The following is a 22215-nucleotide window of genomic DNA, read 5'->3' as shown; positions in this document are numbered from 1 at the left end:
GGCCGGATCATCCCGCGGGCTGATGAGACGCAGATGAGAGCGCGTCGTCGCTTGGGGCCGGGTCGGGGGCCGCGAGCCACGCGTCGACGCCGGCCAGCATCGCGCGCTTCGTGGCGTCCGACGCGCGGCTGGCGCGCACGGACGACCGGGCGAGGTCGGCGAGCTCCGGGTCGGTGAAGCCGTGCACCTCACGGGCGGCGACGTACTGGTCGAGCAGCCGCGAGGAGAACAGCAGCGGGTCGTCCGCGCCGAGCGCGACCTGCGCGCCGGCCTCGACCAGGGGTCGCAGCGGCACCCGGGACGTGTCGGCGTACACGCCGAGGCCGACGTTCGACGCGGGGCACACCTCCAGGGCGACCTCCCGCTCCACGAGCTCGGCCAGCAGCGCGGGGTCCTCGCCGGCGCGGACGCCGTGGCCGAGCCGGTCGGGGTGCAGGGCGTCGAGGACCTCGCGCACGTGCGACGGACCGAGCAGCTCGCCGCCGTGCGGCACGGACGCGAGGCCCGCGCGGCGCGCGATCCGGAACGCGGCCGCGAACTCGGTGGTGTCGCCGCGCCGCTCGTCGTTGCTGAGCCCGAAGCCCACCACCTCGCCCGCACCCTCCCCGGCGTACCGGGCCGCCAGGCGGGCGAGGGTGCGCGCGTCGAGCGGGTGCCGCATCCGCGACGCCGCGACGACCACCGCCACCTCGACGTCGTGCGCCGCGCTCGCGGCCCGCGCGGCGTCGAGCACGATCTCGACCGCGGGGGTGATGCCGCCGACGAACGGGGCGTACGACGTGGGGTCCACCTGGATCTCGAGCCGGCGCGACCCCTCCGCGGCGTCGTCCGCGGCGGCCTCGTCGACCAGCCGCCGCATGTCCGCCTCCGACCGCACGCAGGCGCGCGCCGCGTCGTACAGGCGCTGGAACCGGAACCAGCCGCGCTCGTCCGCGGGCACGCGCAGCGGGTCCCCGTCGGTCAGCGCGCCGGGCAGGCGGACGCCGTGCTCGTCGGCCAGGTCGCGCAGGGTCGGCACCCGCATCGACCCCGTGAAGTGCAGGTGCAGATGAGCCTTGGGGAGCTTCGCCAGATCGCGCACGGCGCCAGTCTGCCCCGACCCGGTCGGTTCGGGCCCGGTCAGGGCCTGGTGGTCGGGAGCTGGTCAGGTCAGCCAGCCGCGCTCCCGGGCCACGGTGACGGCTGCGGTGCGGTCGTCGACGCCCAGCTTCGCGAACGCCCGCAGCAGGTGCGTCTTCACGGTGGCCTCGGCGATGAAGAGCTCCCGGCCCACCGCCGCGTTGGACAGCCCGCGCGCCACCAGCCCCAGCACCTGCGCCTCGCGCGCCGTCGGCCGCTCGGCCGCCGTGCGGACGCTGGTCACGAGCCGCGTCGCGACGCCTGGTGCCAGCACGGTCTCGCCCCGCGCCGCCGCCCGCACGCCCGCGACGAGCTGGTCGCGGGGGGTGTCCTTGAGCAGGTAGCCGGTGGCCCCGGCCTCCACGGCGCGCAGGATGTCGGCGTCGGTGTCGTACGTCGTGAGGACGACGACGTGCGGCCCGCCCCTGCGCGCCGCCCCGACGATCCGCTCCGTCGCGCCCACCCCGTCGAGCCGGGGCATCCGCAGATCCATGAGCACGACGTCGGGCGCGAGCTCGGCGGCCAGCGCCACGGCCGCCTCGCCGTCGGGGGCCTCGCCCACGACCTCGACGTCGGGCTCGCCGTCCAGCATCCCGATGATCCCCGAGCGCACCACGGGGTGGTCGTCGGCGACCAGCACGCGCACGGCGGGCGCGGCCGGGCCGGCCCCGCCCGCGATGCCGCCGGTGCCGCCCCCGCTCACGAGGCGTCCCCGGCGGGCACGTGCACCTCGACGCGCGTGCCGCCCCGCTCGCCGGGCCCGACGTCGAGCGTGCCGCCCACGGCCGAGACCCGTTCGCGCATCCCGGCCAGGCCGAGGCCGTCGGTGTGCCCGGCGGGCAGCCCCCGGCCGTCGTCGGTCACCTCGAGCCGGACGCCCGGGGCGTGCTCCCCGCCGCCGGCGGGGTCGGTCGACGGGTCCGCCGCCGCGTCGCGCGTCAGCCGGATCGTCACCGCGTGCGCCCCGGCGTGCCGCCGCACGTTGGCGAGCGCCTCCTGCGCCGCGCGCAGCAGCACGACGTCCGCCGCCGCGTGGCCGGTGGCCCCGCCGGGGGCGGCCGTGCCGGCGACGTCGAGCAGCACGCGCGCGCCCGTCTCGGCGGTGAACCGCTCGGCCAGCCGGCGCAGCGCCTCGGCCAGCGTCGAGCCCTGCAGGGGCACCGGAGCGAACGCCGCCACCAGGGCGCGCGCCTCGGCGAGGTTGTCCCGCGCGGTCTGCTCCACCAGCAGCAGGCGCTCGCGCGCGCGGTCCTGCTCGCCCCGGTCGAGGGCCGCGGTCGCGGCCTGCGTCTGCGTCACGACGCTCGTGAAGCCCTGCGCCAGGGTGTCGTGGATCTCGCGGGCGAGGCGCTCGCGCTCGGCCGTCACGCCCGCCGCGTGGTGCGACTCGGCGAGCTCGGCCTGCGCGGCCCGCAGCTCGGCCAGCAGGCGGGCTCGCTCCTCGGAGAGCCGCATGGTGGTCGCGACCCACAGCCCCAGCGCGATGGTGAACGCCAGCGCGATGGCCAGCTGGGGCGCGGCCTGCAGCAGCGTCGCCACGTCGAACCCGCCCTGGAAGGCGATCCCGACGGTCGTCGCAGCCGCCAGCACCACCGACGCCACCACCGCCCGGCGTGGCGGGTCGAACAGCATCCACAGCTGGGTGAACGCACCGAACAGCAGCAGCGTCGCGATGCCGTTCTGGGCCACCGCGACGGCGGTCCCCGAGATCAGGACGACGACGTACGCCGTGGCCGTGCGCTGGTCGCGCGTCCGGGCGGCCCGCGCGCCCCAGACGGCGTAGGCGGCGAGGATCGCGGCCATCGCGGCGTAGCCGATCCACAGGGCGGCGCCGCGCTGCCCGGCGAGGGGGAGCGCGACGGCGGTGAGGAGCACGATCGCGACGAACGTGCGGTCCCACCAGACGACCTGCCGCTCCCAGCCGTCGTCGACCACCGCCGCGTACCGGTCCGGCGGACCGCCGGGTGCGTGCTCCACGGCCGCGCCGTCAGCCGTCGTCACGACGTCGCCACCGGAAGGTGCGCACGCCGACGACGAGCCCCGCGATCAGCCATACGACCAGTACACCAGCGGTGGCCAGGTGCTGCCAGGAGTCCCCGGGCTCCAGCGCCACCATCTCCTCCGGCAGGAAGACGGACCGCATGCCCTGCGCGATCCACTTCAGGGGGAACACGGAGGCCAGGGTCTGCATCCACGCGGGCAGGGCGAAGAACGCGAAGAACACGCCCGAGACGAACTGCAGCACCAGCACCACCGGCGTCACGACGGCGCTCGCGGACCGGCCGGAGCGGGGCAGCGAGGAGAACGCCACGCCGCAGACGGTGCCGGTGGCGGTGCCGAGCACGAAGACCCAGCCGAACGTGGCCCAGCGGCCGGCGTCGGACGGCATCGGCACGTCGTACACGATCGCGGCGACCGCCAGCAGCAGGGCCGTCTGCACGACCGACGTCGCGAGGGTCAGCAGCACCTTGCCGCCGAAGTACCCCGAGGCGGGCAGCGGCGTGGCGCGCAGGCGCCGCAGCGTGCCGTCGTCGCGCTCCACGGCGATGGAGGTCGCCAGCGACTGGAAGCTGGTGAGCACCACGCCCGTGGCGACCATGCCGGGCAGGAAGTACTGGGCGAAGCCGATCTCGGCGACGTCGGTGCCCTGGTCCTGCCCGCCGAACACCGTGGCGAAGATCGCCAGCATGACGATCGGGTACGCGAAGACGAAGATCACGGCGTCGCGCTCGCGCCAGAACTGGCGCAGCTCCAGGCCGGCGCGCACGAGCGAGAGTCGCGCGACGCCGGGCAGCCGCCCGCTCTGACGGGCCCGGCCAGGCGCGCCCCGGGTGCCGACGACGGTGGCGCTCATGCGTGGTCCTCCTTCGTGACGAGCCCCAGGTACACGTCCTCGAGGCTCGGGCGGGTGATGCACAGGTCGGCGACCTCGCCGTCGGCCCCCGCGGCGGTCGCCATGAGGTGGGCGGCGAGGGCGGTGGGCGCGTCGGTGCGCTCGCTGCGACGCACGCCGTCCTGCGTCCAGGTCACGAGGGGAGTGCGCGCCTCGGCGCCGCCGAGGGACTCGGGGGCGCCTTCGGCCACGACCCGCCCGGCGCGCACGACGGCGACGCGGTCCGCCAGGTGCGCGGCCTCGGCGAGGTCGTGGGTGGTCAGCAGGATCGTGGTGCCGGTCTCGCGCAGTCTCAGGACGAGGTCCCAGAAGGTGCGCCGCGCCTGGGGGTCGAAGCCGGTGGTCGGCTCGTCGAGGAAGAGCAGCTCGGGGCCGCCGACGACGCCGAGCGCGACGTCCAGGCGGCGTCGTTGGCCGCCGGAGAGCGACCGCACCCGGGCCCCCGCCTTGGCGCCGAGGCCGACCGCGGCGACGACCTCGTCGGGGTCGCGCGGCGCGGGGTAGTAGCGCGCCGTGGACCGCACGGACTCCGCCACGGTCAGCTCGGCCTGGTCGCGGGAGTCCTGCGCGACGACGCCGATCCGGGCCCGCCAGGCGCGGCCGGCGCGGGCCGGGTCCTCGCCGAGCACGCGCACCTCGCCGCCGTCGCGGTCACGGAAGCCCTCGAGGATCTCGACCGTCGTGGTCTTGCCGGCCCCGTTCGGTCCGAGCACGGCGACGATCTCGCCGGCGGCGAGGTCGAGGTCGAGCCCGTCCACGGCCTGCTTGGTGCCGTAGCGCTTGGCCAGCCCTCGGACGCGGACGGCCGCCCCGTCCGGGGGTCGGTGCGCGGTGCTGCGCTGCGCGGGAGGGCGGGCGGAGGCGCGCCCCTCGGGGGCGGGCGGCGGTGCCGGTGCGGGGGTCGTCGTCGAGGCCATGCACCGAGCCTCGCCGTCGTGCCGGGGCCCGCGGGAGCCCCGGACGGGGGGACCCGTGGTCCACCGATTGGTGGACGGGTCGGGCTCGGCGGGGGTGTGCGGGGCGGTGCCGAGGGGCTGCCGCGGGTGTGGACGGGGGTGGTTCGACCCACGCCCGCGCGTCGCGTACAGTTGTCCCTCGGTGGTTGATGCCCGCCAATGCTCGAACGCGCCCTTCCGGGTGATTCGAGCCTGGACGACGGGCGTCGAGCACGAAGGGTAGTGGCGCAATTGGTAGCGCAGCGGTCTCCAAAACCGCAGGTTGCAGGTTCGAGTCCTGTCTACCCTGCCAGCGTGATCCCCCGCGGGGCCGCGCGCAGCGGGGCCATCGCATGACCCCGGAACGCCAGAGTCAGTGCCGTGGGTGCGTCACCGGCAGGTGGCGCGGCCGCGGCGGGAACGCGAAACGGGGTAGTGCGAGTGAGCGAGTCACCGGCTGAGGCCGTGGGGACGCCCGGCGGCGGCAAGTCGGCCACCGGCAAGCGCCCGCACCTGTTCGCGCGGATCGCGCTCTTCGTGCGCCAGGTCGTCGCGGAGCTCCGCAAGGTCGTCACGCCGACCCGCTCGGAGCTGGTCAACTACACGATCGTCGTCCTGGTGTTCGTGGTCGTGGTCATGCTGTTCGTGACGGCGCTCGACTGGGCCATCGGGCTGGGCGTCCTCGCCCTCTTCGGCGACTGACCGCGGCAGGCCGCCGGTCGCCCGCCACCGAAGCAAGCAGATTCCAGAAAGCAGGTTCGTTCGTGTCCCAGGATCCGCTGGACCAGACGGAGAACGTCGACCCCACGCAGCCCGACGCCGACGGCGTCGAGGCGGACCTCGGCGCGCCCGCGGACGCGGAGCCCGAGGCGGGCACCGAGGACGCTGCTGAGGAGTCCGGTACCGAGGGCGCTGCTGAGGACACCGACGTCGAGAACGCCGACGAGGCCGCCGAGGGCGAGCGCCCCGCGGACGCCGACGGCGACGTCGTCGAGGACCCGGCCGAGGAGTTCCGCCGCACGCTGCGCGCACAGTTCGGCGACTGGTACGTCATCCACTCGTACGCCGGGTACGAGAACCGTGTGAAGGCCAACCTGGAGAACCGCATCCAGAGCCTGAACATGGAGGACTACATCTTCCAGATCGAGGTCCCCATGGAGGAGGTGACCGAGATCAAGAACGCGCAGAAGAAGACCGTCCGCCGCGTCCGTATCCCGGGTTACGTCCTCGTGCGCATGGACCTCACGGACGAGTCGTGGGGCGCCGTGCGGCACACGCCGGGCGTCACAGGCTTCGTCGGCCACACGCACCAGCCCGTGCCGCTGACGCTCGACGAGGTCTTCTCGATGCTGGCGCCGGTGTTCGTCGAGGCCGCCCCCGAGGCCGGCAAGGGCGCCGCGGCGTCGTCCGGCGCGGCGGCGAAGACCCCCGTCGAGGTCGACTTCGAGGTCGGCGAGTCGGTCACCGTCACCGACGGCCCGTTCGACACGCTGCCCGCCACGATCTCCGAGATCAACGCCGAGGCCCAGAAGCTCCAGGTCCTCGTCTCCATCTTCGGCCGGGAGACCCCGGTCGAGCTGTCGTTCAACCAGGTCGCCAAGATCTGACGGACGCGGTACTGCAACCGGGTCATCGCCCACGGCGTCGGCCCACGAACAAGAAAGACAGGGAAGAGTCATGCCTCCCAAGAAGAAGGTCTCCGGCCTCATCAAGCTCCAGATCAACGCCGGTGCGGCCACCCCCGCCCCGCCGATCGGCCCCGCGCTCGGTCAGCACGGCGTGAACATCATGGAGTTCTGCAAGGCCTACAACGCGGCCACCGAGTCGCAGCGCGGCAACGTGGTGCCGGTCGAGATCACGGTCTACGAGGACCGCTCGTTCACCTTCATCACGAAGACGCCGCCGGCCGCCGAGCTCATCAAGAAGGCCGCTGGTGTGGCCAAGGGCTCCGCGACGCCGCACACGGTCAAGGTCGCGCAGCTCACCCAGGACCAGGTCCGCGAGATCGCGCAGACGAAGCTCCAGGACCTCAACGCGAACGACATCGACGCCGCGATGAAGATCGTCGCCGGCACCGCTCGTTCGATGGGCATCACCGTCGCGGAGTGATCCGCGCCCGGGCCGCCCGTGCCGTGACCGGATCCGTCCGGTCCGGCCCGGGCGGCTCGGACCAAGCCCCGGCGAACGACGCCGGGCACGTGGCAGGGTCCGCGCGGACCCGCTCACCACGACTGCAGAAGGAGAAGCAGATGGCAACGCGCAGCAAGGCGTACCGCGCCGCGGCGGAGAAGATCGACCGCGACGCCCTGTACGCCCCCCTCGAGGCGGTTCGCCTCGCCAAGGAGACCGCGACGGTCAAGTACGACGCGACCGTCGAGGTCGTGTTCCGCCTGGGCGTCGACCCCCGCAAGGCCGACCAGATGGTCCGCGGCACGGTCAACCTGCCCCACGGCACCGGCAAGACGGCCCGCGTGATCGTCTTCGCGAACGCCGCCAAGGCCGAGGAGGCCGTGGCCGCCGGCGCCGACGAGGTCGGTGGCGACGAGCTCATCGCCAAGGTCGCGGCGGGCTACACCGACTTCGACGCCGCCGTGGCGACGCCGGACCTCATGGGCAAGGTCGGCCGCCTGGGCAAGGTGCTCGGCCCCCGTGGTCTGATGCCGAACCCGAAGACCGGCACCGTGACGATGGACGTGGCCAAGGCCGTGTCCGACATCAAGGGCGGCAAGATCGAGTTCCGCGTCGACAAGCACGCGAACCTGCACTTCATCATCGGCAAGGCGTCCTTCGACGAGAAGGCGCTGGTGGAGAACTACGCCGCCGCGCTGGACGAGGTCCTGCGTCTCAAGCCGACGTCGTCCAAGGGCCGGTACATCACCAAGGCCACGATGGCGACGACGATGGGCCCCGGCATCCCGCTGGACCAGTCGCGCACCTCGAAGCTCCTCGAGGAGGCGTGATCCCGGCAGGGACCCGCTGAACCACGGACGACGGCCCGGCACTCGCGAGGGTGCCGGGCCGTCGTCGTACGCGAACTCCCTCATCCCGCCGGCGCAGATGCCGGGGAATCCCTCATGCCGTCGGACGCGGCCGCGGGCCTACCGTCGTGTCGACCGCACCGCTCGACGACGAGGGAGCACGCCGTGAGAACAGCAACGAGGAGGGCCGTGGCCGGCCTGGTGGCGGCGTTCGGCGCCGCCGCCCTCGCCCTGACGGGCGGGGCCCTGGCCTCGGCCGCCGGGCCCGCCCCCGCCGCGCAGGAGCCCGCGGCGGCGGCCGCCGTGGCCGGCGGCCCGTGGCTCACGGGCTACTGGCAGAACTTCGACAACGGCGCCACGGTGCTGCGCCTGTCGCAGGTCCCGGCGGCGTACAACCTCGTCGCGGTCGCCTTCGCCGAGAACCAGGCCGGCACCCCGGGCGGCATCACGTTCGAGGTCGCGAGCGCCGAGCTGGGCGGCTACACGGAGGCTCAGTTCAAGGCCGACGTCGCCGCGATGCACGCACAGGGCCGCAAGGTGGTGCTGTCCGTCGGCGGCGAGAAGGGCAACGTCGTCATCTCGAACGCGACGGAGGCGAAGAGCTTCGCCGACAGCGCGTACGCGCTCATGCAGGAGTACGGGTTCGACGGCGTCGACATCGACCTCGAGCACGGCATCGACGCCACCGCGATGGCCGACGCCCTGCACCAGCTCTCGGCGAGGGCCGGGCCCGACCTGATCCTCACGATGGCGCCGCAGACGATCGACTACCAGGCGACGAGCATGGGCTACTACCAGCTCACGCTGGCGATCAAGGACATCCTCACGATCGTCAACACGCAGTACTACAACTCCGGGTCGATGCTCGGGTGCGACCAGAAGGTCTACTCGCAGGGGACGGTCGACTTCCTCACCGCGCTGTCGTGCATCCAGCTCGAGATGGGCCTGCGCCCGGACCAGGTCGGCATCGGCGTTCCCGCGACGTCCCGGGCCGCGGGCGGCGGGTACCAGCCCGCGTCGAACGTCGTGCAGGCCCTCGACTGCCTCGAGGCGCGCACGGGCTGCGGCGCGTTCACGCCCGCGAAGGCGTACGGCCCGATCGGCGGCGCCATGACCTGGTCGATCAACTGGGACGCCACGAACGGCTACGCGTTCGCGGACGTCGTCGGCGGGCGCCTCGCGACCGGGCCGAGCACGCCCCCGACCGACCGGCCGGTCGACCCGACCGACCCGCCTGTCGACCCGGGCGACTGCACTGCGGCGGCCTGGGCCGCGTCGTCGGTCTACACCGGCGGCAACCGGGTGTCCTACCAGGGGCACACGTACGAGGCGAAGTGGTGGACCACCAACGAGAACCCCGCGCAGAGCGGGCAGTGGGGGGTGTGGCGGGACCTGGGCGCCTGCTGACCCGAGCCCGTCGAGATCGACCCGCGCCGCGTGTATCACGCGGTGCGGGTCGTCCTCTTTCCGGGCGATGACGAGTACGCCGCTCCGCACGCGCGCGGGAGGAGGACCTTGCATGAGGATGCAACCCGCCTCTGCCGCGTCGTCGGCGCACGCCGTAGGCTCAGAGACTCCGGGTCGCGGCCGCCCCGGCTTCTCGACGAGCCCTCACGAGGTGCGAACAGCCATGACACGAGCCACTGAGGAACCGCTCGGTGGGGCGCCCGACGCCGACGAGAGCCTGGGCGACCGGGCCGCGCGGGCGATCCTCGACTTCCGCCAGGGGCGCACCGACGCCCTGACCGACCTGGTCCGGGAGGCCAGCCCGCTGCTGTGGCACACGGTGCGCGCCCAGGGCGTCGACCGGGACGTCGCCGACGACGTGGTGCAGTCCACGTGGGCGGCGCTGGTGCGGCACGCGGACACGATCGCGGAGCCGAAGGCCGTGCTGAAGTGGCTCCTCGTGACGGCCCGCCGGGCCGCGTGGGAGGCGGTCCGCAAGGGGCGCGCCGACCAGCGTCGCCGCACGGAGCTGCCCGACGACGTCACGGAGGGCTCCGCGGCCCTGCCCGACGCCGGCCCGGGCCCGGAGGCGGAGGTGCTGCGCGACGAGCGCGACCGCCTCCTGTGGTCCTCGCTGCGCAAGCTCCCGGAGCGCTGCCAGGAGCTGCTGCGACTCGTCTCGCTCGCCGACCGCCCGGACTACAAGGCGATCTCGGCGTCGATCGGCATGCCGGTGGGAAGCATCGGCGCCACACGGGGACGGTGCCTGGCGAAGCTGCGCGCCGTCCTCACCGAACAAGGGGAGGCCTCGTGGACATGAACCCGAAGCACGAGAACGCGTGGGGTGCGCCCGTGCCCGGCGAGGACGAGCCCCTGGACGAGCGTGACGTCGCCGTCCTGGACCGCCTCGGCCGTGCCGTGCAGGCGGTGGACCCGATGCCCGAGGGCCTCGTCGAGCGGTCGCTGTTCGCGATGACGCTCGCCCGCCTCGAGGCCGAGGTGATGGACCTGCAGCAGATCGACGCGCCCGTCGGCTCCGTGCGCGGTGACGCCCCGCCGCTCGAGGCGCGCACCATCACCTTCACGCACGAGCGACTCACGGTGATGATCGCGCTGTCCACCGACGACGACGGCACGCACGTGCGCCTCGACGGCTGGGTGGCTCCCGCGGACACCCTGGTCGTGGAGCTGCGCCAGCCCGGTGGCGAGCGCGTCACCACCGCCGACGACGACGGCCGCTTCGCGTTCACCGCCGTCGACCGCGGCCCCACCAGCCTGCTCGTGCGACTGCCCGACGGCAGCGACCTCACCGTCGCCACCCCGGTCGTCGAGCTCTGAACCCGGGCGCGACCTGCGCCCGGACCTGACCTGCGCCGATCCGGCGCGCCCGTGACGAGGAGGACCCGTGACCGAGACGCCCACTGGACCGGGAGGTCGCGAGCCGCGACCGGCCGACTCGCCGATGCGGTACCTGGACCCGAACGCGCTGCGCGCCCGCCCGGGGCGTCGCGCGGTCGAGCCGACGTGGTACGTCGCTGACCGGGTGATCGTGCACGGCGAGCTGCCCCGCGGCCTGCGTGACCGGGTGCGGCGACCTGAGGCCCCCGACGCACGCCCTCGTCTTCTCGACGTGGACTTCCCCGACGACGCCGCGCAGGCGACCCGGGTGGAGCGGGAGGCACGACGCCAGGGGTGCAGGGTGAGCCTCCAGGTGCACTACCGCGAGGACGGCGCGTCGTCGGACCTGCTCGGCGACGTGGACGACCAGCGCGGCTTCGTGCTCCGCCTGCTCCCCGAGAGCCAGGACGCGCAGCCCGACGCGTGGGAGGCGCTCGAGGCCGACGGCGACGACCGTTCGACGGACTGGTCTCTCAGCCTCGACCACGTCATGTCGACGCGGCCGTTCTCGACGCACCCGTTCTCGACGCACCCGTTCTCCACGCACCCGTTTTCCACGCACCCGTTCTCGACGCACCCGTTCTCGACGCACCCGTTCTCGACGCACCCGTTCTCGACGCACCCGTTCTCGACCCACCCGTTCTCGACCCACCCGGTCGAGGGGCTCGCGGAGTACGGCGTCGCCGGGTCGGGCGGCCGTGCTCCCGTCCGCTGGCTCGGGGCCGCCCCGACCCGCCACGTGCGTGACGACGGCGACATGCGGCGGACCCCGGACGGCGCGGCCCGCCCGGTCGTCGCCGTGCTCGACACGGGCATCGGGACGCACGACTGGTTCGGGACCTACGACGCCGACGGCGGGTCGGACGGCAACGGGGTCGTCATCCGGGACGCACTGCTCGACGGGGAGCCCATAGGGACCTACCCCGCGCAGCGCTACCCGGAGGAGGACGCCGAGATCGGCGGGTCGAGCACGTCGCCGCTGACCGGGCCGCTGGACCCCGTCGCGGGGCACGGCACCTTCATCGCCGGCATCGTGCACCAGGTCTGCCCGGACGCGCTGCTCCTGCCCGTGCGGACCGTCGGCGGGTCCGGGGTCGTGGCGGAGTCCGACGTCATCGACTCGCTGCGCCGGCTGGCGCGCTTCCACGACCGTGGGCTGGCGGGCGAGGACGGGTACGTGCCGGTCGACGTGGTCGTGCTCTCCATGGGCTACTACCACGAGCGCCCGGAGGACATGCGGTGGGACCACCCCCTCCGCGCGGTGCTCGCCAAGCTCCGCGACTCCGGCGTCGCCGTCGTCGTCGCGGCCGGGAACGACGGCGAGACACGGCCCGAGTTCCCCGCAGCGTTCGCCCCCGAGGTCGACCGGCGGTCCGTGCCCCCGACCATCACGGAGGCAGGGGACACGTCGTCCGAGCGGCCCCCAATCCTGACGGTGGGGGCGCTGAACCCCGACGGGACCACCGCGCTCTTCAGCAACGACGGGCCGTGGGTCACCTGCCTGCGGCCGGGCGCCGGCGTGGTGAGTACCGTGCCCGTCACGCTCGACGGTCCGGTGACGCCCTCGCTGCGCATCAAGGAGCGGCACTCGGACCAGTTCCGGTCGACCATCGACCCTGAGGGCTTCCAGAGCGGGTTCGCGACGTGGAGCGGCACCTCCTTCTCCGCCCCCGTGCTGGCGGGCGAGATCGCCCGGGAGCTCCTGGCACTGCGCCAGGACGCCCTCGCGTTGGGTGCGGAGGACGACGCCGATACGCTCGTCCCCACGAGGGTGCAGCAGATCTGGTCGGCCATCAGCGGTGCGACCGGCGGGCTGTCGGTGGAGGGTGCCCACCGAGGGTGACGACATGAGGTGAGGCGTGGACGGGCTCGAGGCCGTGCTGGAGCAGATCGAACGGGCACGGACGAGCGCCCGGTCGCACCGGCGGTTCGGGCTCGCCCTGCGGACCTACCGCGCCGCCCTCCGCAGGCTCGACGGGATGCAGGGCCCGGGCGGCGCGGACGTCGTCCGGGCCCGCGCGCGAGTCCTCGTCGGGATCGCCACCTGCGAGTACGAGCGTGGCGCCGAGCGGGACGTCGTCCTGGACCTCCTCGACGCCGCGCAGGTCCTCGCGTCGGGGGCTCGCGACGAGTCGATGGTCGCGGTGGTGCAGGGGCACCGTGGCCTGCAGCTCATGCGCATGGGGGACCTCGCCCAGGCGCGGGCCGAGCTCGACGCGGCCCTCGTGGGGATCATGGACGAGCGGGACCTCGTGCCCGTCCTCATCAACCGGGGCTGGCTGTGCCTCGAGACCGGCGAGCTCGACGTGGCTGTCAGGGACCTCGAGCGCGCTCGGGAGCTCGCGCACCGGGTGGGGGAGACCGCGGTCGAGCTCATGGCCGAGCACAACCTGGGCTACGCACGCTACCTGGGCGGCGATCTGCCGGCGGCGCTCCGGGCGATGGACGCTGCGGCGGAGAGCTCGCCACCCGAGCACGCGGGCATCGGCCTCATGGACAAGGCCGCGGTGCTCTACGAGGCCGGCCTGCTGACCGAGGCGGCCGAGGCGCTCGGGATGGCCGCCGACGTCCTCGCGGACACCCGCGCGTGGCGCGACCTCATCGACGCGCAGCTCGGCCAGGCCCGGTGCCTGGTGGGGCTGGGGCGCTACGACGAGGCGATGGCCGTCGCCCGGCGTGTGCGGGGGCGGGCACGACGGGCCGGTCACGACCTGCTCGACCTGCGGGCGGGCCTGATCACCATCGACGCGCGGCACGAGGTGCTCGTTGACGAGGGTGCGCCGCCGCGCGCGTTCCTGCGGCTCGCGCACGACGCGGCGCGCCTCGCCGAGCGCGCGCGGGCCCTGCCGGGCGCCGACCGCGTGGCCGTCGACCTCGACCTGGTGGTCGCTGAGGGGGCCGTGCGCGGCGGGCGGCCGGACGTGGCGGCCGAGCGGCTGCGCCGGCTGCCGCCGCCGTCGGGGCTCTCGCTGGGCACGCAGCTGCGCGCCCAGGTCGTGAGGGCCCTCGCGGCGTTCGCGGACGAGGACCGGCGCCGCGGTCTCGCCGCGGTGCGCAGGGGCCACCAGCTCCTGGCGCAGCACCGGCAGCGGCTGGGCTCCGTCGAGGCGGTCACCGCCGCGTCGGTCCACGGGATCCGGCTCCAGTCGGTGGACCTGGACGCGGCCATGCGCTCAGGGCGTCCCGACGCGGTCTTCGACGCGGTGGAGCGCGGTCGCGCCACCTTCGCGGGGTCCGGGAGGGTGCAGCCCCCCGAGGACCCTGAGATGGCCGCGCTCGTGGGGAGCGCGCGCCGGCTAGCCGAGCGCGCCCGGCAGCTCGAGGGGGACGCGACCTCCGGGATCGAGCAGGCGCGGCTCCGGCGCGACGCGCGCCGGCTCCAGAGCCGGGCCCGCGAACGGTCTTGGCACGCGGACGGCCACGCGGGGGTGCCGCAGGCCACCTCGGCCCGCGCGCTGCGTGCGGAGCTCCGGGCGGCGGGCTCGGACCGCACCGTCCTCGACCTCATGATGATCAAGGGCCGGGTCTGCGCGGTGCGGGTCGACGGGGGTGGCACGCGCCTGCTCGACCTGGCCCCGCTGGAGCAGACGCTCGAGCAGGCGCGTCGTGTGCGCGCAGACCTTGGGGCGCTGTCCAACCCGTTGCTCCCCCCGCCGCTGCGTGCCACCGTCTCGCAGTCCCTCGCACGGAGCCTGGCCTGGCTGGACGACGCACTCCTCCGGGGCGCCGACGTCGACGGGCCCGTGTACATCGCGGCCCGGGACCGGTTGGTGTCGGTCCCGTGGTCCATGCTGCCGTCCCGGCGCGGAGTGTCGACGGTCGTGAATTCCTGGGTCACCAGCGGCGATGGCGGGTGGGAAGCCGGCTCGGCACTGGCGGTCGCCGGCCCCGGCCTTCGGCTGGCGGGCGCGGAGGCCGCCGAGGTGGCCAGGGTGTGGGGGAGTGCGGCGCGGACCCTGGTGGACGGCGAGGCGACCTGCGCGGCGGTCGCAGGCGCGGTCAAGGAGGCATCGGTGGTCCATCTGGCCACCCACGGCTCGCACGAGCCGGACAACCCGGTCTTCTCGAGCCTCCTCCTGGCCGACGGACCGCTGTTCGCGCACGAGCTGGATGGGCACGACCTGACTCGGGCAGTCATGGTCCTCTCGGCATGCGACGTGGGGTCCGCGAGCATCCGCCAGGGGGGCGAGCCGCTCGGCCTGACCAGCGTGCTGCTACGCATGGGTGCCCGGGCCGTCATCGCGAGCGTCGCGCCGCTGCGCGACGACGTCGCCGTCCGAGTGATGCCGGTGCTCCACGTGGGGCTGCGCGACGGGCTACGGCCGGGGGAGGCACTCGCCCGGGCGGTGGCGGACGAGCCGGAGCCTGTCCCGCTGGTGTGCTTCGGGCCGCTGGTCCTCTAGGGGCGACCGGCGGGCTGGCCCGCCGTCCAAGGGTCGCCTGCAGGGTGTTCGCGGGAGGTCCGGGTGCGGCGATCCCCGCTCGTGCTCGTGCTGGTGACGATGGCGACGGCGCCGAGCACCAGGCCGAGGGCGATGACACCCACGCCCATGGGCAGGGCGACCGATGCCGCGAGAGCGCCGCAGACGACGTTCGCGAGAACTCCGCCCGACTGCATCGCCAGGGACATCACGGAGCCGACGGTGGCGCGTTGGTCCGACGGCGTCGCGCTCTGCGTCGCCTCGTCCACGAGCGGGCTGGCGATCCCGAGGAGCAGGAACACGAGGAAGTACCCGGCGGCCGCGAACCCGACGAGTGGCACCGCGAGCCCGCAGATCCCGAGTGCCGCCACCGCCGTCGCGAGACCTGCGCCACGGCGCGAACCGCGGACCAGCTGCGCGACGCGAGGTGCGAGCGACGCACCGAGTGCCGACCCCGCGAACCCCGCGGTCACCAGGACCGAGTAGAAGCCGGACGCGGCCGAGCCGCCACCGAAGAACCCCGAGAACGCGGTGGGTGCGAGCAGCTCGACGCCCGACAGCGCGACGCCGAGGGCGATTATGTAGAGCGCGATGCTGCGCAATGGCCCGCGCGTCACCGCGAGGCGGACGCCTCGCGCCATGGTCGCCGGAACTTCTCGCGTCACGATCTCGCGAACGACGAGGGCGCGCTGGCGCGGCGGATCGTGGACCCAGCGCGCGACGAGTCCGAGCGACAGCAACGTCAGACAGCTCCCGGCGAGGTACGGCACGGACAGGGCAAGTATCGGACCCTCCGCGGCGGGCAACGGCGCGATGGCGACGAGACCGCCTGCGAGCAGCGCGCCGGCTCCCAGACCGAGCGACTCGGCCGTCGCCGCGCGGGCGAAGCCTGGCGTCAGGTCCACGTCGGGATCCAGCGACTGTGCGGCGTCCACGTACCACGCCTTCAGGGGCCCGGAGTCGAGCGCCTTGGCGACCGCGTGGACGAGGATCGTCACGGCGAAAGCGCCGATGCCGGGGCTCAAGGCAAAGCCGAGGGCGGCGAGTGCGCTCAAGGATCCGCAGATCAGGAGAGAGTTACGACGGCCGACCACGTCGGCGAACCCGCCCGACGGGAGTTCGAGCACGATGATCGCCGCCGCCAGGACCGCGAGCAGGATGCCGACGGTGCGCACGTCCAGTCCGCGTTCCTGCATCAGCAGGACCATCGTCGGGACCGACAGCCCGGACGGGAGCCAGCGGAGTGCCGTGAGGGCGGTGAACCGCCGGTCGATCTGCCTCAGCGTCGGCGCCGTGTCGCCAGGAGTCACAGAAAGGTTGTCCGTTCTCGGTGGTCGGCACCCCTCGGGCGGGACGGAACCAGGTCGCGGGGGGGGGGGTCTGGGGCGGGCACGACGGTGTGTCAGTGGCCCACGGTGATGGGGTCGCTCATCGACGCTTCCTTCCCTGTGTCGTCTCGACGAGATGCGGGGCAAGCAGGCTCAGTGGCCCATGGTGATGGGGTCGCTCATCGTCGCTTCCTTCCTCGTTGCGTTGGACGAGATGCATGGCACGCGGGCTCGGTGGCCCATGGGAGGGGGCGCTCATGTTCGACGTCCCCACGCAGCCGCGGGGTGAAGCTAGCAGCACCATGATCTGGGTCACAATGTGCTGTCCGCGGCTTGGGCCGAGGGGCTGCGTGCGCTAGCATCGTCGGGTAACCCAAGACCGCCGGTCGTCAGACGCTGCCCGGGCTCGCCCAGGAAGCCGAAGACCGAAGTCCCGCGAAGAGTGCGGGGGCCTGCGTAGGTGACACGACGACGATCACACAGTCCGCTGTGAGCTCCGAGCCCCGTGCGCACCTGCGCCGGGGCTCCTTTCTTTTCCGGGTACCGGTGGCACCACCACCGGAAGGATTGCCATGGCGAGGCCGGACAAGGCAGCCGCTGTCGCGGAGGTCGCGGACAAGTTCCGTGACTCGAACGCGGCCGTGCTGACCGAGTACCGCGGGCTCACCGTCGCGCAGCTCAAGGAGCTGCGTCGGTCGCTCAGCGGCAACGCAACCTACGCCGTGGTGAAGAACACGCTGACCTCCATCGCGGCCAAGGAGGCTGGGATCGACGCCTTCGAGGCGGACCTCAAGGGTCCGTCCGCGATCGCGTTCGTGACCGGTGACCCGGTCGAGGCCGCCAAGGGTCTGCGTGACTTCGCCAAGGCGAACCCTGCACTGGTCATCAAGGGCGGTGTCCTTGACGGGAAGCCGCTGACCGCTGCAGAGGTCACCAAGCTCGCGGACCTCGAGTCCCGCGAGGTCCTGCTGGCCAAGACGGTCGGCGCGATGAAGGCCAAGCTCTACCAGGCTGCCTACGCCTTCACTGCGAAGCCGGCCCAGGCCGCTCGCGTCATCGATGCCCTGCGTCAGAAGCAGGAATCGGAGGCCGCTGCCGCCTGACGGCGGTGCGGCGAGCACCACCCCCTCTGCTTCTGCGGGGCCCCCGGGTCCCAGGACGCACCACCCGGATCACGTGGCCGGCCGACAGGCGCCACGGGACATTGATCGAAAGGAACGCCATCATGGCGAAGCTCAGCACCGACGAGCTCCTGGCCGCCTTCGAGGAGCTCACGCTCATCGAGCTCAACGAGTTCGTGAAGGCCTTCGAGGAGAAGTTCGACGTCACCGCCGCGGCCCCGGTCGCCGCCGTGGCCGCCGCCCCCGCCGCCGGCGGTGCCGGTGGCGCCGAGGCCGCCGAGGAGAAGGACGAGTTCGACGTCATCCTCGAGGCCGCCGGCGACAAGAAGATCCAGGTCATCAAGGAGGTGCGCGCGCTCACGTCCCTCGGCCTGAAGGAGGCCAAGGACCTCGTGGACGGCGCCCCGAAGCCGGTCCTGGAGGCCGCGAACAAGGAGACGGCCGAGAAGGCCAAGGCTGCCCTCGAGGGCGCCGGCGCCACCGTCACCCTCAAGTGATCGTCGCGGCCTAGCCGCGCATCGCTCCGCGAGGCCCGCATCCCTTCGGGGGTGCGGGCCTCGCTGCGTCTGACCATCGACGACGGCCCGGCACGCCCGACGACGTCGGCGCGGCAGCTCGAGCTGCCGCCGCGAGCGAGCGGTGCGGCAACGACGTGGCGGGGGAGCGGCCCGCTTGTGGAGGTGTCGTGCCGTGACCGACGTCGCGCGCCGACGCCTGGCCGGACGGCCATAGCACGGGTTAGGCTGGTCCGACAACCGTTTCTTGGGCGGCATATGGCGGCCACCGAGACAACGTCCTCAAAGACCCAGAACCGAGGGCGTCCGCTCGTGTGCCCGCGCGAGTGGACAAACGACGAAGTTCTGGCTACGCTAGCGCTTTGCGCTCGCTTGTGCCCCGACGCCTCCCCGCCGACGAAGCCCCGCCCTCCGTGATCACGTCTTCGTGACCCCTGGGACGGTCCTCTCCCGCGGTCCGGCGCCTCCAGCCCTCGCAGAGCGTACAGCGTGCCATCGAACTGCAGGGAAGGACCCCTCTTGGCTGCCTCGCGCACCCCTTCTGTTCCGTCCGCCGACGCCATCGCGAACCGCACCGCTTCCCGCCGCGTCTCCTTCGCCAAGATCTACGAGCCGCTCGAGGTCCCCGACCTCCTCGGGCTGCAGACCGAGAGCTTCGACTGGCTGCTCGGCAGCCCCGCCTGGCAGGCCCGGGTCGAGGCCGCGACGTCGGCCGGCCGCAACGACGTCCCCGCGACGTCGGGCCTGGAGGAGATCTTCGAGGAGATCTCGCCGATCGAGGACTTCGGTCAGTCGATGTCCCTCTCCTTCTCGAACCACCGCTTCGAGCCGCCGAAGTACACGGCGGACGAGTGCAAGGAGAAGGACTTCACGTTCGCCGCGCCGCTGTTCGTGACGGCCGAGTTCGTGAACTACACGACCGGTGAGATCAAGAGCCAGACGGTCTTCATGGGCGACTTCCCGCTCATGACCGCGCGCGGCACGTTCATCATCAACGGCACCGAGCGCGTCGTCGTCTCGCAGCTGGTCCGCTCCCCGGGCGTCTACTTCGAGCGCACGCCCGACAAGACGAGCGACAAGGACGTCTTCTCGGCGAAGGTCATCCCGTCGCGCGGCGCCTGGCTCGAGTTCGAGATCGACAAGCGCGACGCCGTCGGCGTGCGCGTCGACCGCAAGCGCAAGCAGCCCGTCACCGTCCTCCTCAAGGCCCTCGGTCTCACGGAGGCGGAGATCCGCGAGGAGTTCGCGGACTTCCCGTCGATCCTCGACACCCTCGAGAAGGACCACGTCCACACGCAGGACGAGGCCCTCGTCGACCTCTACCGCAAGATCCGTCCGGGCGAGCCGCCCACGGTCGAGGCCGGTCGCGCGCTGCTGGAGAACTTCTACTTCAACCCGAAGCGCTACGACCTGGCGAAGGTCGGCCGGTACAAGATCAGCAAGAAGCTCGGTGTCGACGCGCCGCTGGCCGACTCCACGCTGTCCGTGACGGACGTCGTCGCGACGATCAAGTACCTCGCCGCGCTGCACGCCGACCTGGCGACCATCCCCGGCACCCGCGACGGCCAGCCGGTCGAGGTCCGCGTCGAGACGGACGACATCGACCACTTCGGCAACCGCCGCATCCGCGCCGTCGGAGAGCTCATCCAGAACCAGGTGCGCACGGGCCTGTCCCGCATGGAGCGCGTGGTCCGCGAGCGCATGACGACGCAGGACGTCGAGGCGATCACTCCGCAGACGCTGATCAACATCCGCCCTGTGGTGGCGTCGATCCGCGAGTTCTTCGGCACCTCGCAGCTGTCGCAGTTCATGGACCAGAACAACCCGCTCGCGGGCCTGACGCACAAGCGTCGTCTGAACGCCCTCGGCCCGGGTGGTCTGTCCCGCGACCGCGCCGGCATGGAGGTCCGCGACGTCCACCCGTCGCACTACGGCCGCATGTGCCCGATCGAGACCCCTGAGGGCCCGAACATCGGCCTCATCGGCTCGCTCGCGTCGTTCGGTCGCATCAACCCGTTCGGCTTCATCGAGACGCCGTACCGCAAGGTCACCGACGGCAAGGTCACGGACGAGATCGTCTACCTGACCGCCGACGACGAGGACCGCCACATCATCGCCCAGGCGAACACCGAGCTCGCCGTGGACGGCACGTTCCTCCGCGAGCGCGTGCTGGTGCGCACCAAGGGTGGCGAGACCGACGACCTGCCGCCGGCCGAGATCGACTACATGGACGTCTCGCCGCGTCAGATGGTGTCCGTCGCGACGGCGCTCATCCCGTTCCTCGAGCACGACGACGCGAACCGCGCGCTGATGGGCGCCAACATGCAGCGCCAGGCCGTGCCGCTGGTGCGCTCCGAGGCGCCGCTGGTCGGCACCGGCATGGAGCGTCGTGCGGCCGTCGACGCCGGCGACGTCATCGTGGCGACCAAGCCCGGTGTGGTCACCGAGGTCTCGGCCGACCTGGTCCTCGTCGCGAACGACGACGGCACCACCGGCTCGTACCGCGCCGCGAAGTTCCGCCGCTCGAACCAGGGCACCAGCTACAACCAGCGCGTGCTCGTGGACGAGGGCCAGCGGGTCGAGGTCGGCTCCGTGCTGGCCGACGGCCCGGCGACCGACGAGGGCGACCTCGCGCTCGGCCGCAACCTGCTCGTGGCGTTCATGTCGTGGGAGGGCCACAACTACGAGGACGCGATCATCCTGTCGCAGCGCCTCGTGGAGGACGACGTCCTCTCCTCGATCCACATCGAGGAGCACGAGGTCGACGCCCGCGACACGAAGCTCGGACCCGAGGAGATCACGCGGGACATCCCGAACGTCTCCGAGGACGTCCTGGCGGACCTCGACGAGCGCGGCGTGATCCGCATCGGTGCCGAGGTCGGCGCGGGCGACGTGCTGGTCGGCAAGGTCACCCCGAAGGGCGAGACCGAGCTGACCCCGGAGGAGCGCCTGCTGCGCGCCATCTTCGGCGAGAAGGCCCGCGAGGTCCGCGACACGTCCCTCAAGGTGCCCCACGGCGAGCAGGGCACGGTCATCGGCGTGCGCGAGTTCAACCGCGAGGACGGCGACGAGCTGCCCGCCGGCGTGAACCAGCTGGTGCGCGTCTACATCGCCCAGCGCCGCAAGATCACCGTCGGCGACAAGCTCGCCGGCCGGCACGGCAACAAGGGCGTCATCTCGAAGATCCTGCCGCAGGAGGACATGCCGTTCCTCCCCGACGGGACCCCGGTCGACGTCATCCTCAACCCGCTGGGCGTGCCCGGTCGTATGAACGTGGGCCAGGTCCTCGAGACCCACCTGGGCTGGGTCGCCAGCCGCGGCTGGGACATCGAGCTGGCCGAGGGCGACGACCTCTCCTGGAAGGAGACGCTGCCCGCGGTCGCGGCGAAGTCGGAGCCGGGGACGCCGGTGGCGACGCCGGTGTTCGACGGCCTCGAGGAGTCCGGCCTGCGCGGCCTGCTCTCGACGACCCTGCCGAACCGCGACGGCGAGCGCATGGTCGCCACCGACGGCAAGGCCCGGCTCTTCGACGGCCGCTCCGGCGAGCCGTTCCCGGACCCGGTGTCGGTGGGCTACATGTACATCCTCAAGCTCCACCACCTGGTCGACGACAAGATCCACGCGCGCTCGACCGGCCCGTACTCGATGATCACGCAGCAGCCGCTGGGTGGTAAGGCGCAGTTCGGTGGCCAGCGCTTCGGTGAGATGGAGGTGTGGGCCCTCGAGGCGTACGGCGCGGCCTACACGCTGCAGGAGCTGCTCACCATCAAGTCCGACGACGTCCCCGGCCGCGTGAAGGTGTACGAGGCCATCGTCAAGGGCGAGAACATCCCCGACTCGGGCATCCCGGAGTCCTTCAAGGTGCTCCTCAAGGAGATGCAGTCGCTGTGCCTGAACGTCGAGGTGCTCTCGAGCGACGGGACCTCCATCGAGATGAAGGAGTCCGACGACGAGGTGTACCGCGCCGCGGAGGAGCTGGGCATCGATCTGTCCCGACGCCCCAACTCGGCCGCCACGGTCGACGAGATCTGATCCAGCGACCAGCTGAACTCCACGGACAT

General features: G+C 72.9%; 18 protein-coding genes and 1 tRNA gene. 13 read left to right on the top strand and 6 right to left on the bottom strand.

Translation table 11 applies throughout. The features are described 5' to 3' along the window. Positions 1-7 precede the first annotated feature (7 nt). The 5 genes from ACWF41_RS10475 to ACWF41_RS10455 all read right to left on the bottom strand — a co-directional run bounded on the left by ACWF41_RS10475 (position 8) and on the right by ACWF41_RS10455 (position 4929). Positions 8-1081, bottom strand: coding sequence for an adenosine deaminase (locus tag ACWF41_RS10475; protein ID WP_380323530.1), 1074 nt, complete (start codon positions 1079-1081; stop codon positions 8-10). Between the two features lie 63 nt (positions 1082-1144). Further along, positions 1145-1822 carry a response regulator gene (locus ACWF41_RS10470; RefSeq protein WP_380323533.1) on the bottom strand — a complete coding sequence of 226 codons (678 nt, stop codon included), beginning with the start codon at positions 1820-1822 and terminating at the stop codon, positions 1145-1147. Continuing rightward, positions 1819-3120: a sensor histidine kinase gene (locus tag ACWF41_RS10465; protein ID WP_380323536.1), complete on the bottom strand. Its 1302-nt coding sequence runs from the start codon at positions 3118-3120 to the stop codon at positions 1819-1821. The genes ACWF41_RS10470 and ACWF41_RS10465 overlap by 4 nt, the downstream gene beginning before the upstream one ends. Further along, a complete protein-coding gene (locus ACWF41_RS10460; protein WP_380323539.1) occupies positions 3107-3973 on the bottom strand; it encodes an ABC transporter permease in 867 nt (288 codons plus the stop codon). Before ACWF41_RS10460 ends, ACWF41_RS10465 begins: the two co-directional genes overlap by 14 nt. Next, on the bottom strand, positions 3970-4929 hold the full coding sequence (locus ACWF41_RS10455) for an ABC transporter ATP-binding protein (RefSeq protein WP_380323542.1): 960 nt from the start codon (positions 4927-4929) through the stop codon (positions 3970-3972). The genes ACWF41_RS10460 and ACWF41_RS10455 overlap by 4 nt, the downstream gene beginning before the upstream one ends. A 255-nt stretch (positions 4930-5184) precedes the next feature. Here ACWF41_RS10455 and ACWF41_RS10450 point away from each other — a divergent pair. The 10 genes from ACWF41_RS10450 (at position 5185) to ACWF41_RS10405 (ending at position 15172) form a co-directional block, all read left to right on the top strand. Beyond that, positions 5185-5260, top strand: a tRNA-Trp gene (locus ACWF41_RS10450). A gap of 128 nt (positions 5261-5388) precedes the next feature. Continuing rightward, on the top strand, positions 5389-5649 hold the full coding sequence (secE, locus tag ACWF41_RS10445; protein ID WP_380323545.1) for a preprotein translocase subunit SecE: 261 nt from the start codon (positions 5389-5391) through the stop codon (positions 5647-5649). A gap of 62 nt (positions 5650-5711) precedes the next feature. Then, the gene (nusG, locus tag ACWF41_RS10440) at positions 5712-6554 is read left to right on the top strand and encodes a transcription termination/antitermination protein NusG (protein WP_380323548.1); all 843 of its coding nucleotides are present in this window, start codon (positions 5712-5714) and stop codon (positions 6552-6554) included. A 70-nt stretch (positions 6555-6624) separates the two neighbouring features. Next, positions 6625-7056 (top strand): 50S ribosomal protein L11, encoded by a 432-nt coding sequence (gene rplK / locus ACWF41_RS10435; RefSeq protein WP_380323551.1) that lies wholly within the window; start codon positions 6625-6627, stop codon positions 7054-7056. Positions 7057-7196: 140 nt separating this feature from the next. After that, complete coding sequence (rplA, locus tag ACWF41_RS10430; RefSeq protein WP_380323554.1) at positions 7197-7907, top strand: 50S ribosomal protein L1; 711 nt, start codon at positions 7197-7199, stop codon at positions 7905-7907. A gap of 183 nt (positions 7908-8090) precedes the next feature. Then, complete coding sequence (locus ACWF41_RS10425; RefSeq protein ID WP_380346773.1) at positions 8091-9332, top strand: glycosyl hydrolase family 18 protein; 1242 nt, start codon at positions 8091-8093, stop codon at positions 9330-9332. Between the two features lie 223 nt (positions 9333-9555). Next, the gene (locus ACWF41_RS10420) at positions 9556-10191 is read left to right on the top strand and encodes an RNA polymerase sigma factor (RefSeq protein WP_380322298.1); all 636 of its coding nucleotides are present in this window, start codon (positions 9556-9558) and stop codon (positions 10189-10191) included. Further along, entirely contained in the window at positions 10188-10709 is a 522-nt protein-coding gene (locus ACWF41_RS10415) for a hypothetical protein (RefSeq protein ID WP_380322304.1), read from the top strand. Before ACWF41_RS10420 ends, ACWF41_RS10415 begins: the two co-directional genes overlap by 4 nt. 67 nt (positions 10710-10776) lie before the next feature. Next, positions 10777-12612 (top strand): S8 family peptidase, encoded by a 1836-nt coding sequence (locus tag ACWF41_RS10410; protein WP_380322295.1) that lies wholly within the window; start codon positions 10777-10779, stop codon positions 12610-12612. A gap of 16 nt (positions 12613-12628) precedes the next feature. Beyond that, complete coding sequence (locus ACWF41_RS10405; protein ID WP_380322292.1) at positions 12629-15172, top strand: CHAT domain-containing protein; 2544 nt, start codon at positions 12629-12631, stop codon at positions 15170-15172. On the opposite strand, the gene ACWF41_RS10400 is transcribed toward ACWF41_RS10405, so the two are convergent. Beyond that, a complete protein-coding gene (locus ACWF41_RS10400) occupies positions 15169-16500 on the bottom strand; it encodes an MFS transporter (RefSeq protein ID WP_380322289.1) in 1332 nt (443 codons plus the stop codon). The genes ACWF41_RS10405 and ACWF41_RS10400 overlap by 4 nt on opposite strands. 590 nt (positions 16501-17090) lie before the next feature. Between ACWF41_RS10400 and rplJ the strand changes: the two genes are divergently transcribed. The 3 genes from rplJ to rpoB all read left to right on the top strand — a co-directional run bounded on the left by rplJ (position 17091) and on the right by rpoB (position 22186). Next, positions 17091-17621: a 50S ribosomal protein L10 gene (gene rplJ / locus ACWF41_RS10395; protein ID WP_380322286.1), complete on the top strand. Its 531-nt coding sequence runs from the start codon at positions 17091-17093 to the stop codon at positions 17619-17621. Positions 17622-17743: 122 nt separating this feature from the next. Continuing rightward, positions 17744-18136, top strand: a complete 393-nt coding sequence (rplL, locus tag ACWF41_RS10390) for a 50S ribosomal protein L7/L12 (RefSeq protein WP_380322283.1) — start codon at positions 17744-17746, stop codon at positions 18134-18136. A gap of 537 nt (positions 18137-18673) precedes the next feature. Next, positions 18674-22186 carry a DNA-directed RNA polymerase subunit beta gene (gene rpoB / locus ACWF41_RS10385; RefSeq protein ID WP_380322280.1) on the top strand — a complete coding sequence of 1171 codons (3513 nt, stop codon included), beginning with the start codon at positions 18674-18676 and terminating at the stop codon, positions 22184-22186. Positions 22187-22215: the final 29 nt, after the last annotated feature.

Source organism: Isoptericola sp. NPDC055063, assembly GCF_053608125.1.
Note: the sequence above shows the minus strand (reverse complement) of the source record. Positions and strands in the feature narration are given on the sequence as shown.

Excerpts from the sequence above, each read along its gene's own strand:
- ACWF41_RS10460 (WP_380323539.1), bottom strand. The coding sequence starts at position 3,973 with ATGAGCGCCACCGTCGTCGGCACCCGGGGCGCGCCTGGCCGGGCCCGT.
- ACWF41_RS10455 (WP_380323542.1), bottom strand. The coding sequence starts at position 4,929 with ATGGCCTCGACGACGACCCCCGCACCGGCACCGCCGCCCGCCCCCGAG.
- rplK (WP_380323551.1), top strand. The coding sequence starts at position 6,625 with ATGCCTCCCAAGAAGAAGGTCTCCGGCCTCATCAAGCTCCAGATCAAC.
- rplA (WP_380323554.1), top strand. The coding sequence starts at position 7,197 with ATGGCAACGCGCAGCAAGGCGTACCGCGCCGCGGCGGAGAAGATCGAC.
- ACWF41_RS10420 (WP_380322298.1), top strand. The coding sequence starts at position 9,556 with ATGACACGAGCCACTGAGGAACCGCTCGGTGGGGCGCCCGACGCCGAC.
- ACWF41_RS10415 (WP_380322304.1), top strand. The coding sequence starts at position 10,188 with ATGAACCCGAAGCACGAGAACGCGTGGGGTGCGCCCGTGCCCGGCGAG.
- rplJ (WP_380322286.1), top strand. The coding sequence starts at position 17,091 with ATGGCGAGGCCGGACAAGGCAGCCGCTGTCGCGGAGGTCGCGGACAAG.
- rplL (WP_380322283.1), top strand. The coding sequence starts at position 17,744 with ATGGCGAAGCTCAGCACCGACGAGCTCCTGGCCGCCTTCGAGGAGCTC.